The following is a 14,374-nucleotide window of genomic DNA, read 5'->3' on the forward strand; positions in this document are numbered from 1 at the left end:
TTTTTTTATCATCTACTACTTTCCCTAGAGTATATAGATGGTAACCTTCTTGTAGGGGAGAGGGAAATGGTATTTGACAGGAGGAGGTGTATATGAAAACTAATTTTAGAATAGTTTTAAGTATTATTGTATGTTGTATATTAGTTTATGGCATAGTAAACCTATATCAAACAAATCAGAAACTTCAAGATCTCATAATGCTACAAAATAGAAATGAGTTGATAAAAATACAAAAACTTGCCACTAATAGCAATTTTGAGATTCAACAACATATTGAAAACAAAGAACTTTCTTCTAACGATTTAGAAAAGTTAATAGCACAACTCATTGAAATTAGAGATTCTTTATCAACAATATCAAACAACATAGACAACACATATTCAAAAAGATATATTGAAAAAAACCTTACAACAAGAAATATGCTATCCTATCATGAAGTAATGGGGTTTTATAACAATTATTCAATGAATAAGCTAACTACTGAATTAGATGTGAATGATATTAACGGGCTAAAACGAGTAGCAAAAGTTTATAACGAATATATTGATATTGCAAATGGAGCAGTTTACAAAATTGATACTAACAAAGAATGGGTAAGTGAATTTAGTAAGTTCTTTAGTTTAGTAACGTTTATGCTGGAATAAGAATTTTGTAAGAAAATCCTAACGATGTATTTCAGGTTGTCAGCCATTATGTTTTTATTGGACTATAGAACCCTCAGAATTAATTTAATATTATATAAACCGCTATTTACACCAACACCAATCCATGCTAAAATATCAATAGATACAAAATAGATACAATGTACATACAATTTTAAGGAGGGTCAACAATGCCTCAAAATAGAACGAAAAACTTAGTAATTTTAGGGCTATTAATTGGATTGGTTACCGTAGCAACAATCTCCATTAAGGTTCCTGTACCTGCTACAGGTGGAGTTATCCACGTTGGAGATAGTTTGATCTTTTTAGCGGCTATTTTATTTGGCAGAAAAAAAGGAGCAATAGCCGGTGGACTTGGTGGGTTTTTAGCTGATATTCTGGCTGGCTACGGACAGTGGGCAATACCAACTCTAATCATTAAATGTTTAATGGGATACACTGTAGGTACAATTGCAGATGGAAAAGGTAAACAATTGATCAATTTCAGAAATATAGTTGCAATTATTGTAGGAACCCTCATTATGGTTACAGGCTACTATATTGCAGGAGGCTTTATCATAGGCTTTAATGTAGCCATAGCAGGTATACCTTGGGATATTCTTCAAGGCATTGGTGGAGGGGTTATTTTCTTCCCAATTGGTTTGGTTTTAAAAAAGAACCGTACCTTTCAAAGCTTTATAGATGGACTTTAAGAATAGAAAACTCCTTATCTGAATCAGTAAATGTTTAAATGACATTACTTCAGTTAAGGAGTTTTATTTTATTTATAGTTAGAAATCAAGCTTTACTAAAACAATATCTTTTAAGACAATGCCTTATAAAGTTCGTCTACATCAGGGGGGGCTAGAAGACTTTCCCCATGCTTACTAATTATAATTCGGTCTTTGGCTATCATTTTACCTATTATAGTAGCATCAATTCCATTGGTCTTAAGGGCATTTAATAAATCATCCTTTAGAGCTTCCTTAACCGTCATAACCATTACACCACTAGAGATTAGCCTTAAGGGGTTAATAGATAAATAGTTACAAATCTTTATGGTTTCTTCTCTAAATGGAATATCTTCTTGGTAGACTTCTATGCCTAGCCCCGAGGCCTCGGCTAACTCCCATAAAGCACCTAAGATGCCACCTTCCGTTACATCATGCATACTGCTAACGCCTAGTTTGCCACCAATAACCCCTTCCTTCACAACACTAATGTCATTAGAAAATGAGTGGGCTGTTAATATTTCCTCTTTCGATAATAGACCCTTTAACTGTGGTTCTAGCTCTTTCGATATAATTGAAATACCTTCTAAACCAGCGTGCTTTGTCATAATGACTAAATCGTTAATTTCTGCCCCTTTAGTAAATACCATATCACGCTTTAATTGCCTGCCGATGGCGGTACTACTGATAACCATTCGATTAACAGCGTCTGTAATTTCAGTATGCCCCCCTATAATTTCCACATTAATAGAGGTTGCAGCCTCATTTGCTTGTGCCATTACCTGTTGCAAGTCCTCCTTAGTTGTAGAGGGAGGAGCTAAAATCGTTAGCATAATCCCTAGTGGCTCAACTCCGTTAGAGGCCACGTCATTACATGAAATATGTACGGCTAAACTGCCTATGTCCTTTGTAGTACCAGTAATGGGATCAGTACTCATAACACAAACATAATCACCAAAATCTACTACCGAACAATCTTCTCCTATATTGGGTCTAACCAAGACCTCAGGTCTTTGATTAGTTATATTAGAAAAAACAATTTCCTTTAGTAGTTCACTAGGTATCTTACCAATTTTCATTATCCCACCCCTTAATTGTTCTAGCAATATTATAACACATACCCTCTAAAAGTAATGACAAAAATCAATGGCATGTTAATAGACTTTAATAAAGTTCCAACAAATTACAAATTAGTTACAATATCAAAAATTAAGTCTCATTTATCTTTTATTGGAATATATAAGAGAGGAATGATAATTAAGGGGTGATCTAATGAAGTATAAAAAATTTTTTAGCTGCCTATTGGCAATGGGTCTAGTGTGTTCAAATGTTGTTGCATTTGCTTCAGAGCCTATTGCAGAAGAGCTGAAACATGCAGTTAGAGTTGAAGAGGTACGGCAAAATAGTAATCATGAAACTATGTTAACCCAAGAAGAAGCAGAAAAATTGTTGTATGGTCATATTAAAAGCTTTTTTAATATTGATCTAGGTCAAAAAAAGGAAGGTACCCAAAGCTACATAGAGTTTAGAGAAGACTGGTATGATAATACTTCTACATGGCAGTTAAGTGTAAATATCAACGAAAAGGACAAATATCTATATGTATATGCAATTATCAGTGATGAAACTGGGGAGCTAATGTCAGTTAGAAAGCATGAAGGCTATCAGGAAGAAGCAGGTAATATTACACAATTTACTTTCGACGAGGCGAAGGCAATTGCCTATAACTTTCTAAAGTCAAAAAAACCGGAAGTTCTAAAAGAACTTTCTAAAGAACCATTAAATGAAAGCTACTACATGTATCAATATTTAGGAAGCCAGGGGCTGTACCCAAGGGAGTATAGGGTCTTTTTTGAGAGGCAACACGAAGGGACTCCATTTATAAATGAAGGAATTAGCATAGGGGTTAATAGCGGAACAGGAGAGGTGGTTTCCTACGAGTATCGCTGGTCAGATAAAAAAGTACCAACAAAAAATGGTATTATATCAGAAGAAGAGGCGAGAAAAATTTTTCAAGAAGCTATAGACTTCAAATTAAATTATTTACCTGCTTCTAATGGATATTATGATCAACCAATAAATGATGTAAAACTGGTCTATACACCTGATGCAGTTTCCAGTAATTTAATCGATGCAAATACTGGAGACTTTTTAGACCAGTATCAACAGATTGGGGATAGAAAGGTAATTGATGTAAAAGCCTCTGAAAAAGAGAGCTTTAAAAATCTAACAAAGAAAAAGCCAAATAGAGAAAAAGAAATGACTAAGGAAGAGGCCTTAAAGGTTGCCACCGATGTATTAAATAAAATCTATAAGGATGTAAAGATTGAAGGGACTAATTACTTCTCTAGCTATGGCTATAACAATACAAAAACTTGGAACATCGAGTTTGTATTAGGGAATAATAGATATAATAGAGGTCGAATTACAATTAACGCGATGACAGAAGAAATTACTGGTATTAACTATTACAATTGGGCGATGAGAGAAATGATGATGGGAGAGGGAGACTTTACGCCAGCACTTCAGTGGGAGGAAGCTTATCAAAAGGCGGTTGACATCATTAAAGAATTATATCCCGATAAATTAAAGGACGTAACTACAGAGCAAACCTTTATAGAGAGCTTTTATTATGTAGATAATGTAAGGATGCAGAATTTAGAGTACCACTTTAACTTTACCAGAGAAGCCAACGGAATTCAGTTCCCCTACAATAATATCAGAGTTAGCTTTGATACCATAACTGGGCAATTACAAAACTTAGATTATAGATGGGACGATATAACCTTACCTAAACCAGAAGGATTAATAGATAAGAGAATCCCTTTGGAGCTTTTTACGGAACAGACTGAATTAGAATTAGCTTATGGGTTAATTCCAAGTGCTACACCCTATGAAAAAGTAGAACAAGAGTTTAAATTGGTATATAGAATAAAACCCAAGAATCAATTTTTATTCCAGAATGTCGATGCTAAAACAGGAAAATTATTAGACTTTAGGGGTGAAGAAGTAAGGGAAGAAAAGCAGAAATTAGAATCAGTAGCAGAACTGTTGAAGGGTCATTGGGCAGAAAGAGAATTGACCATTATGCATGATAATGGAGTTATTGACCTTCAAAACTTTAATCTAGCAGATGTATTACCTAAAAAAGAAGTCATTAGAATTATCGTAAATGCTACGGGTAACGCCTACTACTATGGAAACGATGATCTAGAATTAAAATTTACTGACTTAAGCTCAGAAGATTCCTATTATAATGATATTAAAATGGCAGTTAGACAAGGGATCATTGAAAATGAAGAAGTTGCCTTTAATGGAGAAAACCCTGTTACAAGGGAAGAATTAGCAGTTATGTTGGTGAAGATGGGAAGATTAGAAAAGTTGGCCAGCGTGGAAAATATCTATACCCTTCCAGTTGAAGATGTTGCTGATATTACACCAGAGTACTTAGGCCACACAGCAATAGCCTATGGCTTAGAAGTAATCGGTGGCACGGGAGAAAGATATGAGCCAAAGGAAAAAGTCACCTTAGAGCAAGTTGCAGTATCCGTTTATCGAGGCTTTAAAAAACTCCTTAATATCCTAAGATAAAGTCTAAGATAAAGTCTAGATAAAGTCCTAAATAAAGGACTAAAACAGATTAAAAAAGAAGTGAAAAGATTTATAAATTCACTTCTTTTTTTTATAGACATCTCATATATATATAGAGAAATTATACTGGACGAACCAATGGTTTATCAAACTTTATAACATAATTTAACAGGAAGTAAATATTATTATTATAAGACTTTTTAAATATGTGGAGGGAGGAAATAAAATGCCTGTAGAGTTAATAAAAGATGTGTTTTCAACAGATCAAATAGTCGGTCAAGATACTGCTCAGGCCATCATAGAAGGAGATATACTGGTTCCAGATATTAAGCCAGATATTACCCGGGTTATATCAGTTGATGGAATGATTCAAGTGACAAAAAAAGAAGCTGTAGATAATAAAATTAATACAGAAGGGGTTATAAAATTTAAAATTCTTTATGTTTCTGATAGAGGAGAAGAATCCCTATATAGTATTGATAGTAGTACTGGATTCAAACAATCTATTTCGGTAGAGGGAATCACATCGAAGATGAAAACAGAAGTTAAAGGAGAAATTGAGCATATTGACTTTACCATTAACAATGAACGTAAAATTGGAGTTAAAGCAGTAATTAACCTACAAGGGGTAGGAATTGAAGAAAGACAGCAGGAACTAACTAAAGAAGTAGGGGGAGTATCTGACCTACAAGTATTAAAAGAAAAACTAAATTATACAGAAATTGTTGGAGAATCTTCAACCGATACCCTAGTAAAGGATACTTTCGAAATTGAAGATGAATTACCTGGTGTTAAAGAAATATTAAAATGGAATGCCAGAGCAATAGAAAAGGAAACAAAAATCACTGAAGGTAAGGTTATTGTTGGTGGAACAATGATGGTAGAAATTCTTTACATAGGTGAAGATTTAGAAAGTACTTTAAATATCTATAAAAAAGAAATTCCTTTTACCCATTTTATTGAAATGAAGGATGTATATAGTGATTCAAAGTACAAATTAAAATTAAGTGTTAATGATTTATATACCGATATAAAGGAAGATTTGCAGGGCGAGAGAAGAATCATTGAAGTAGAAGGGGTTACTAAGGTTGATGTTAAGGTGATGGATAGCCAGAGTAAAGAGTTAATTGTAGATGCCTACTCGCCAAGCCAAAATCTTAAGTTGCAGAAGGATGAAGTTGTCTTTAAAGAAAATATTGGCATGAACCGAGCCCATATGACTTTAAGAGAAACATTAGATATTCCTAATAGCCAACCAGAAATTAAAAGATTGTTCTCCTTACAGGTAAAACCAATATTAACCGACTATAGTCTAGTAGAAGACAAAGCCATTATAGAAGGCGTGTTAGAGTCTACAGTTATTTATATTTCAGAAGAAGATTTACAACCCCTCTATAGTTTTATGCAGGAAGTACCTTTTAGACACTATGTAGATGTTGATGGCTTAAAGGAAGATATGGAGGCAAATGTAGAACTATCTATTGAAGAGGTAGATTATAGCCTAGTAAACAGTAGTCAAGTTGATATTAAAGTAAATATAGGAGCTACTTGTGAAGCCTATGCTAAAAAGGTAATGGAAGTAGTAAATGGAATAGAAGAACTAGAAGAGGCAGTTAATTTATCCCATAAACCAAGTATTACCCTTTACTTTATGCAAGAGGGAGACACTCTTTGGAAGGTAGCTAAACGATATCATACTACAGTTAAGCAGATATTAGATAGTAATAATGTCGCCAATATTGAAGATGTTAAGGTAGGAGACTACATACTAATTGAAAAGATACATCAATTTAAGTTTTAAAAAATTCTAAAAGAATTTAAATATTTTAGTATTTTAGATAAGAGACCGCTTTGCAAGGCGGTCTTTTAATATGATTTATTAGAAAAAAAATAATATCTTTTAAGTCTGTGCAGGAAAATTTCTATTGAGTATATAATATATAATGTTAGGAATTATGAAGGAGTTGGTGGGGATGAAAGAAATCCAATTAAAATCTAGAGCAAAAATAAATCTATCCCTAGATGTTATCAATAAAAGACCCGATGGTTATCATGAAGTTCAGATGATTATGCAGCAGATTGATCTATATGATAAAGTCACTTTAACAGAAAGAACAGATCAGCAAATTAGGGTAATGAGTAACTGTCAATTTATCCCTAAGGATTCGGGAAATATTGCCTATCAAGCTGCATTAAAAATGCAGAAATACTTTAATATAAACCAAGGTATCGATATATTCATTGAAAAACATATACCTGTGGCGGCAGGTTTAGCTGGTGGAAGCTCAAATGGGGCTGCAGTTATTACTGGACTAAATCGACTATGGAACTTAAATCTATCAACAGAAGAAATGATGAAAATAGGTGTTGAAATAGGTGCAGATGTTCCCTTTTGTATTCTTGGTGGAGCCGCTTTGGCGGAGGGAATTGGGGAAAAGTTAACCCCCATAGAGGGCTTGAAAAATGTGTGGATGGTGATTGCAAAACCAGCATTATCGGTTTCAACTGCAGAAGTATATGGTCAACTAGATTTGTCTAGAATGATAGATAGACCTAATACGCCAAAACTTTTAAGAGCGATAGAAAAAGGAGATATTACTTCCTTGTCAAAAAATATGAAGAACGTCTTAGAAACTGTTACGGAAGTAAAATATCCAGTTATAAAAGAAATTAAAAATAAAATGATGGAATACAATGCCTTAGGTAGTATGATGTCTGGAAGTGGGCCCACTGTATTTGGCTTATACAAAAATTACGAAAAAGCAAAATCAGCCTATGAGCATTTATCTATTCTATATAAACAAACATATATGATTCAAAGCTATTGTAGGAGGAATGAAGATGAGTAATTTGCAAAACCTTAAAATTGAAGGATTTAAACCCCTAAGGGAAATTGTATTTGAAAATTTAAGAGAGGCAATTTTGGAAGGAAGGCTGGAGCCAGGACAAAGGCTTATGGAGATTCAACTGGCAGAGCAATTGGGGGTAAGTCGGACACCTGTAAGAGAAGCGATTAGAAAATTAGAACTAGAGGAACTAGTCATTATGATTCCTCGAAAGGGTGCTTATGTTGCCGATGTCTCAATAAAAGATATCCTAGAGGTATTAGAAATTAGAGGGGTTTTAGAAGGGCTTGCAGCCTCACTAGCAGCAGATCGAATGACAGATGAAGAACTAGACGAACTAGAACTAATCTCCTATCAATTTAAGCAATTCTATCAAAAAGATGATATTCCAGGCATGATTGAAAAGGATGTTGAATTCCATGATCGAATTGTGAATTCATCTCGAAATGCTAAATTAAATCAAATTCTTCAAGGTTTAAGGGAGCAAATTTATCGTTTCCGTGTAACATATATTTCAGAGTATAACAAAGCTAAAGAATTAGTTGAAGAACACCAAGCAATTCTTGAAGCCCTTTCTCAGCGAGATTCAGAACGGGCAGCGGAATGTGCAACAAAACATATCGAAAATTTAGGTAGTCACATGATGGAGGCAGTATTAAAAGATAAAGAGGGGAAAAAGGAAATCACACCACAGGAGGAAGTATAGTCCATGAATGCAGTAATCTTAGCTGGAGGAAGAATTGGAGATGGTGAGTCCCCAAAAATAAATAAAGCTTTACTAAATTTTAAAGGTTATCCAATGATAAAATATGTAATTAACGCCTTAAAAAATTCTGAATCTATTGAAAATATCATGGTTATAGGCAATACAGAAGAATTAAAAAAAGTAATAGGTAATGAAGTAGATGTCCTTGTAGCAGAAAAAGAATCTATCATTGATAACCTACTGTTAGCCACTGATCATTTTGGGGAAGATCATCATATTTTGATTTCAACATGTGATATCCCTTTGTTAAAAGGAAGTATGATTACTGATTTTATAGAAAAAGCCAACCATGAAACTATCGAACTAGTCTATCCAATTATCGAAAAAGATCTGTGTCAGAAGGTTTTTCCTGATGTTAAGAGAACCTTTGTTACTTTAAAAGATGGTTCCTATACAGGGGGAAATTTAGTGCTAATTAACCCTAAAGCGATAGATAAGATTGAAAAAGTGGCAAGGCTAATGGTTGAAAATCGTAAGAATCCAGTTAAGATGAGTAGCATATTAGGTTTAAAGTTCCTTTTTAAGTTATTAGTTCGCCAGCTAACGATAAAAGAAATAGAAAATCACATAGAAAAACGATTTAATATAAGGGCAACGGCTTTAATTAATCAACACCCCGAAATCGGAAACGATGTGGATCGGGTTGAAGATATAAAAGTCCTTGAAAAATATATTTAATAAGTCTCGTTGAACACTAAGCAGTGAAGTTTTTATTTTGCATTAATATAAATATAATATCAATTATGCAATTTTCTCAAATAAATAAACAAAATAGAAACAAAGCAGAAATCTATCCTAAAAAGGGTAGATTTTTTTCATTTCAACAGATTTTAGATTTATTGTATATAAAATCCTTAAAATGTAAAAATTATATTATGAAATTATGGAAAAGTAGGTGGTAAAATGGAAGTTTTAGATGTAATAGCTGGTTTATTCAATATATTTATTTTAGTTATCATTTTAGCCATAGGAATATATACCCTATTGGTAGATGCCTCAAAGTTAAGGAAAAGAGAGTTTTTTAAAGAAATGAAAATTGCAAAGATTATTTCCTATATTTATATAGTAGGTGGCCTTATTAGTTTTATTGCGTTAAAGATATTAGAGTAAAGGAGAGGTGAAGAATGGGGTTATGGAAGAAATTATTTGGGGAGAAAAAGAAGCAAAAAGATGGTGCTAAAACACCACCCAACAAAAGCTTAGAAAAGAACCTAAAAATGATTAAAGAAATATTAGTTGACTGTGATGATATTATCTATAGAGAAATGGAAATTGGCGTAGATCATAAAACTAAGGCTGCATTAGTGTTTGTAGATGGAATGGTTAATACACCTGTACTAAATGAATTTGTGCTAAATAATGTTCTCGTGGGTTCGAGAATTGCTCCACCCGATGGAGCCCAAATTAAAAATCAATTAAGTGATCATTTGCAAAAACAAACGATTGCCGTTGCAGAAATTACAGAGGTTGAGACCATTGAAGAAGCCTTAGACTTCATGCTAACAGGCGAGACTATTTTTTTAGTGGATAATTATAATAAAATTGTTGTCATTGCCTCGAAGGGTTTCCAATCGAGGGGGATTTCAGAGCCTCAGACGGAGGCGATTATAAGAGGACCAAGGGACGGGTTTAATGAAGTATTTAAAGTTAATGCTGCATTAATCCGTAGAAGGGTAAGAGACTCAAAGTTAAAGGTAAAGCAAATGAAAATTGGCAAGCGCTCAAAAACCGATGTGGCAGTTATGTATATAGAAGATATTGTAGATAAATCTGTTCTAAAAGAAACTAATAGACGCCTTAAACAAATTGATATCGATGCTATTCTAGACAGTGGTTATATAGAGCAGTTGATAGAGGATGACTGGACATCTCCCTTTCCACAAATTCAAAATACAGAAAGACCAGATGTGGCTTCAGCTGCATTGTATGAGGGAAGAATTGTGATCCTTGTAGATAATAGTCCCTTTGCGTTGGTTGTACCTGCTACCCTTAATGCCATGATGCAGTCGGCTGAAGACTATTATGAAAGATGGAACATTGCCACGGCAGTAAGAATACTTCGATATGTTGCTGCCATTATATCTTTAATACTTCCATCGATTTATGTAGCAGCTACTTCTTTTCATCCTCAAATGGTACCTACACAATTAGCAATCTATTTATCGGTTACCAGAAGTACTGTACCCTTTCCTGCTATCGTAGAGGCCCTTTTAATGGAAGCCACCATAGAGTTATTAAGGGAAGCAGGGGTAAGACTACCGGGGCCTATTGGGTCTACAATCGGGATTGTAGGGGGGCTAGTAATTGGACAAGCGGCAGTAGAAGCTGGAATTGTAGGACCTTTAATGGTGGTTTTTGTAGCAATTACAGCCATCGCCTCCTTTGCAATTCCAAGTTATAACGTGGCTATAGCCTTTAGGCTATTACGTTTTTTATTCATATTTGCAGCAGGGTTCTTAGGTCTATATGGGATCATGTTAAGCTTTCTAGTTATTCTAGTTCACCTATGTAGTTTAAAAAGCTTCAATGTGCCTTATTTATCACCCTTTGTAACCTTTATTGACGAGTCGGGAGATTTAGGAGATACCTTTGTTAGAGAGCCCCTCTTAGCTATGAATAATCGTAATCAGCATGTGAATCCAAACCAAAGAAATCGTTTGGATGATAAGAGGCAAGAGTATTTTGGCAATGAGGAGGAAAGATGATGAATTTTGATAATAATAGGATTTCAGCCACTCAGTTGGGGAGCATACTACTACTTACCATCGTGGGGACAGGAATATTAACCTTACCTAGAGCACTGGCAGAGGCGGTAGGCCCCGATGGATGGATTTTAATACTAATTGGAGGAATTATTACCATAGGCTTGGTTTTAATCCATACTTACATTGTCAAGTCTTTTCCAGGAAAAAGGTATATCGAAATACTTAGTGAAACTTTATCAAAACCTGTAGCCTATTTTTTAGTGGCTCTTTATGTAATCTATTTTATTATTTTAAATGGCTCCTTAGTCAGGATTTTTTCTGAGGTAGTAAAAATGTTTTTACTTTTAAGGACACCAATAGAGGTGATCATTTTTACAATTTTGTTGGTGGCAGCTTACTTGGCCAGAAGTGGGATAGAAGCTTTGGCAAGGATGGCAGAGCTATTAGTACCTTTAATATTTATACCTTCTATTATTTTATTTGCATTAGCGACCCAAGGTAGTGACTTAACTAATTTAATGCCTGTATTAGAAACTTCGATTGAAGATTTAATTGCAGGGATTCCCACTATTGTCTTTAGTTTTTTAGGCTTTGAAATATTGTTGATATTTGGTTATTATGTTAATAAACCAAAACAGGTGATGAAAAAAAGCTCTATAGCAATTTTGGTGGCAATGGCTATTTATTCACTGCTAAACATTGTAACCATTGCTCAATTTGGGGTAGAACAAACAGTTCATCTAAATTGGCCAACATTAAGTTTATTTAAGACCATTGAATTTCCAGGACTGTTTATAGAAAATGTAGAGGCAGTTGTTATGGGGATGTGGGTTATGACGGTATTTATGTCTATTGCACCACTATTATTGGTAAAGGTAATTTTGCTAGGAGATCTATTTGGAGCAAGGGATAATCGGTTTTTTGCCTTACCCCTATTACCTCTTTTATACTTTATAGCCCTGTCTGCTGATAGTATGGCTGCAGCCTATAGTTATTTAGATATATTTGTAAATTATACTGCCCCTGCGGTATTGTTGGGGGTGCCAATTTTAATTATAATTGTGATGAAAATTAAAAAAACTTCTAAAAGGGAGGGGGATGCTAATGTTTAAGCGAAAAAAAAGTCTAGTACTTGTGCCCCTTGTAGTTGCTCTAATATTAACGGGATGTTGGGATAAAATAGAGTCCGATGAAAGGGCCTTTGTTTTGGCATTAGGAATAGACCATGTAGTGCCCCAACAAGAGGGGGGAGAAATAGAAGAAATTGCCCACGAAGCCCATTATCGAGTAACCTATTTCTTTCCAAAGCCTGAAATTGGCTTTGGAGGTGAAGCAGAAGTGATTAATGCCTTAATGAGTAGTGTAGGAGAAAATATTTATATGACTGAATGGCAAGTGGCAACTAGGAGTAATAACGAGATATTTTTAGGACACTTAAAGGCAGTTGTACTGGGGGAAGAAGTAGTGAAAAACGAGCATATGTTTAGGGAAATTTTAGATGCCTTTGAAAAGGACCCCCTCATTAGTAGAAAAATTAGTTTAGCTATTGTTGAGGGGGAAGCAAAGGATATTTTAGAAGTAGAGCCCCATTTAGAACCTGCAACGGGACAATTTATTGCAGATCTATTTAGGGGAAGAGATGTATCGGCCCGAGTTCCTCTACATGACCTAAATGATATTTTAATTTCTCTACATAAAAACGGTAATGTAGCAATTCCTCGTATCATGGCTTCAGAAAATGAGATTAAAAAAGGTGGAGCAGCCATCATTAATAATTTTCAATTAGTCGGCTGGCTAGGAGAACGGGAAAGTGTAGGTCTAATGGTTGCTAAAGGGGAAGTAAAAATGTTTAACTTAACGGTAAGGGACGATGACGATATTGTGATTCCTTTTCAAGTTACTGAAACCAATAGTAGATATAGTGTAGAAGAAGATAACGACCAGATAAAACTTACTATTAATATTGATTTAGAAGGGGATATTATTCAATACTACTTTGACCCTAAGAAGGATGTTCTAGACCCAGAATTTCTTAACACTCTACAAGACAAGATTAATCATAACGTAGAAACTATGGTTACCCATACAATTAAGAAACTACAAGAAGAACTTAGAACAGATGTTTTAGAACTGGACGACTACATCAAAAAGTTTCATCATGACATTTGGAGACGGGTAGGTGATGACTGGGATGAAGTCTTTCCCACAGTAGACATTAGTGTTATCGTTGATACAGAGATTAGAAGAGTCGGTTTATCCCGATAATACTTTAGATAATTAAGTTAATCTTGTATATTTTTTCCCTTAGATGAACATACTGAGAATATAACAATGAATTAGATACTTAGGGGGAAAATGGAATGAATAAAAAACGATTAATAATGATGGTGGCTCTAATATTGTTGATTAGCTATGCCTTTGTAAGTGCATCAAATTTTATAGCTAATGAGGCTAAATATGAAAATAGCTTGATAAGGTTTCATGTATTAGCAAATAGCGATTCGCCAGAAGACCAACAATTAAAGCTTAAGGTAAGGGATCGAATTATGATGGACATGGCGGAGGTTTTAGAAGGGGTCAGCAGTATAGCCGAGAGTAGAGACATCATAACAGACAATTTAAATAGAATTCAGCAAATAGCAAAAGAAGAAATTGAAAAAAATGGAATAGATTATGAGGTAGAAGTTGTATTAGGAGAGCATATCTTTCCCACTAGAAAATATGGAAATATCATCTTTTCAGCTGGCAATTACGAAGCTTTGCGGGTGATCATTGGTGAAGGAGAAGGACAAAATTGGTGGTGTGTGATGTTTCCTCCCCTATGTTTTATAGATGTTAAAAATGGTTTAGTTGATGAAAAAACACAGCAACAATTACAGTCAGCCCTGTCGGAAGAAGAATATCAACTAGTTTATGCACAAGTTGATGAAAAAGAAATTCCATTACAGCTTAGATCAAAAATTGTAGATTTTTATAGAAGCTCACGGGATCAGGTGGTTAAGTTAGCCACTAGCTTCTAATATAATAGAATAAAGTTTAATTTATACTCCCCTTTAGGGTATTGGAAAAGTTAATCTGATATCACTAAAGGGGA

The 14,374-nt window shown here is 34.4% G+C and carries 13 protein-coding genes; 12 read left to right on the forward strand and 1 reads right to left on the reverse strand.

The genetic code is table 11. The annotated features are described in order from the left end of the window. The first annotated feature begins 92 nt into the window (after positions 1 to 92). Entirely contained in the window at positions 93 to 644 is a 552-nt protein-coding gene (locus tag T335_RS0107250; RefSeq protein ID WP_026476948.1) for a hypothetical protein, read from the forward strand. 188 nt (positions 645 to 832) lie between these two features. Continuing rightward, positions 833 to 1,354, forward strand: coding sequence for an ECF transporter S component (locus T335_RS0107255; protein WP_026476949.1), 522 nt, complete (start codon positions 833 to 835; stop codon positions 1,352 to 1,354). Between the two features lie 110 nt (positions 1,355 to 1,464). Here T335_RS0107255 and T335_RS0107260 read toward each other — a convergent pair whose 3' ends face one another. Then, on the reverse strand, positions 1,465 to 2,451 hold the full coding sequence (locus tag T335_RS0107260) for an AIR synthase family protein (RefSeq protein WP_026476950.1): 987 nt from the start codon (positions 2,449 to 2,451) through the stop codon (positions 1,465 to 1,467). A gap of 193 nt (positions 2,452 to 2,644) precedes the next feature. Here T335_RS0107260 and T335_RS0107265 point away from each other — a divergent pair, with 193 nt between their 5' ends. The 10 genes from T335_RS0107265 (at position 2,645) to spoIIR (ending at position 14,300) form a co-directional block, all read left to right on the forward strand. Further along, positions 2,645 to 4,963, forward strand: a complete 2,319-nt coding sequence (locus tag T335_RS0107265; RefSeq protein WP_026476951.1) for an S-layer homology domain-containing protein — start codon at positions 2,645 to 2,647, stop codon at positions 4,961 to 4,963. 226 nt (positions 4,964 to 5,189) lie between these two features. Then, positions 5,190 to 6,764 (forward strand): DUF3794 and LysM peptidoglycan-binding domain-containing protein, encoded by a 1,575-nt coding sequence (locus T335_RS0107270; protein ID WP_026476952.1) that lies wholly within the window; start codon positions 5,190 to 5,192, stop codon positions 6,762 to 6,764. A gap of 172 nt (positions 6,765 to 6,936) precedes the next feature. Beyond that, positions 6,937 to 7,812 carry a 4-(cytidine 5'-diphospho)-2-C-methyl-D-erythritol kinase gene (ispE, locus tag T335_RS0107275; protein WP_026476953.1) on the forward strand — a complete coding sequence of 292 codons (876 nt, stop codon included), beginning with the start codon at positions 6,937 to 6,939 and terminating at the stop codon, positions 7,810 to 7,812. After that, positions 7,805 to 8,515, forward strand: a complete 711-nt coding sequence (locus tag T335_RS0107280; protein ID WP_026476954.1) for a GntR family transcriptional regulator — start codon at positions 7,805 to 7,807, stop codon at positions 8,513 to 8,515. Before ispE ends, T335_RS0107280 begins: the two co-directional genes overlap by 8 nt. Before the next feature lie 3 nt (positions 8,516 to 8,518). Beyond that, entirely contained in the window at positions 8,519 to 9,253 is a 735-nt protein-coding gene (locus tag T335_RS0107285) for a nucleotidyltransferase family protein (RefSeq protein ID WP_026476955.1), read from the forward strand. Between the two features lie 225 nt (positions 9,254 to 9,478). Continuing rightward, on the forward strand, positions 9,479 to 9,685 hold the full coding sequence (locus tag T335_RS0107290; protein ID WP_026476956.1) for a CLC_0170 family protein: 207 nt from the start codon (positions 9,479 to 9,481) through the stop codon (positions 9,683 to 9,685). Between the two features lie 14 nt (positions 9,686 to 9,699). After that, positions 9,700 to 11,280 carry a spore germination protein gene (locus T335_RS0107295; RefSeq protein WP_026476957.1) on the forward strand — a complete coding sequence of 527 codons (1,581 nt, stop codon included), beginning with the start codon at positions 9,700 to 9,702 and terminating at the stop codon, positions 11,278 to 11,280. Beyond that, positions 11,280 to 12,392, forward strand: coding sequence for a GerAB/ArcD/ProY family transporter (locus T335_RS0107300; RefSeq protein ID WP_026476958.1), 1,113 nt, complete (start codon positions 11,280 to 11,282; stop codon positions 12,390 to 12,392). Before T335_RS0107295 ends, T335_RS0107300 begins: the two co-directional genes overlap by 1 nt. Further along, complete coding sequence (locus T335_RS0107305) at positions 12,385 to 13,545, forward strand: Ger(x)C family spore germination protein (RefSeq protein ID WP_026476959.1); 1,161 nt, start codon at positions 12,385 to 12,387, stop codon at positions 13,543 to 13,545. Before T335_RS0107300 ends, T335_RS0107305 begins: the two co-directional genes overlap by 8 nt. A gap of 95 nt (positions 13,546 to 13,640) precedes the next feature. Continuing rightward, positions 13,641 to 14,300: a stage II sporulation protein R gene (spoIIR, locus tag T335_RS0107310; RefSeq protein ID WP_026476960.1), complete on the forward strand. Its 660-nt coding sequence runs from the start codon at positions 13,641 to 13,643 to the stop codon at positions 14,298 to 14,300. Positions 14,301 to 14,374 lie beyond the last annotated feature (74 nt).

It is taken from the genome of Alkaliphilus transvaalensis ATCC 700919 (assembly GCF_000621485.1).
GTDB lineage: Bacteria > Bacillota > Clostridia > Peptostreptococcales > Natronincolaceae > Alkaliphilus > Alkaliphilus transvaalensis.

Excerpts from the sequence above, each read along its gene's own strand:
- ispE (WP_026476953.1), top strand. The coding sequence starts at position 6,937 with ATGAAAGAAATCCAATTAAAATCTAGAGCAAAAATAAATCTATCCCTA.
- T335_RS0107265 (WP_026476951.1), top strand. The coding sequence starts at position 2,645 with ATGAAGTATAAAAAATTTTTTAGCTGCCTATTGGCAATGGGTCTAGTG.
- T335_RS0107305 (WP_026476959.1), top strand. The coding sequence starts at position 12,385 with ATGTTTAAGCGAAAAAAAAGTCTAGTACTTGTGCCCCTTGTAGTTGCT.
- T335_RS0107290 (WP_026476956.1), top strand. The coding sequence starts at position 9,479 with ATGGAAGTTTTAGATGTAATAGCTGGTTTATTCAATATATTTATTTTA.
- T335_RS0107285 (WP_026476955.1), top strand. The coding sequence starts at position 8,519 with ATGAATGCAGTAATCTTAGCTGGAGGAAGAATTGGAGATGGTGAGTCC.
- T335_RS0107270 (WP_026476952.1), top strand. The coding sequence starts at position 5,190 with ATGCCTGTAGAGTTAATAAAAGATGTGTTTTCAACAGATCAAATAGTC.
- T335_RS0107300 (WP_026476958.1), top strand. The coding sequence starts at position 11,280 with ATGAATTTTGATAATAATAGGATTTCAGCCACTCAGTTGGGGAGCATA.
- T335_RS0107295 (WP_026476957.1), top strand. The coding sequence starts at position 9,700 with ATGGGGTTATGGAAGAAATTATTTGGGGAGAAAAAGAAGCAAAAAGAT.
- T335_RS0107260 (WP_026476950.1), bottom strand. The coding sequence starts at position 2,451 with ATGAAAATTGGTAAGATACCTAGTGAACTACTAAAGGAAATTGTTTTT.
- T335_RS0107255 (WP_026476949.1), top strand. The coding sequence starts at position 833 with ATGCCTCAAAATAGAACGAAAAACTTAGTAATTTTAGGGCTATTAATT.
- T335_RS0107280 (WP_026476954.1), top strand. The coding sequence starts at position 7,805 with ATGAGTAATTTGCAAAACCTTAAAATTGAAGGATTTAAACCCCTAAGG.
- T335_RS0107250 (WP_026476948.1), top strand. The coding sequence starts at position 93 with ATGAAAACTAATTTTAGAATAGTTTTAAGTATTATTGTATGTTGTATA.
- spoIIR (WP_026476960.1), top strand. The coding sequence starts at position 13,641 with ATGAATAAAAAACGATTAATAATGATGGTGGCTCTAATATTGTTGATT.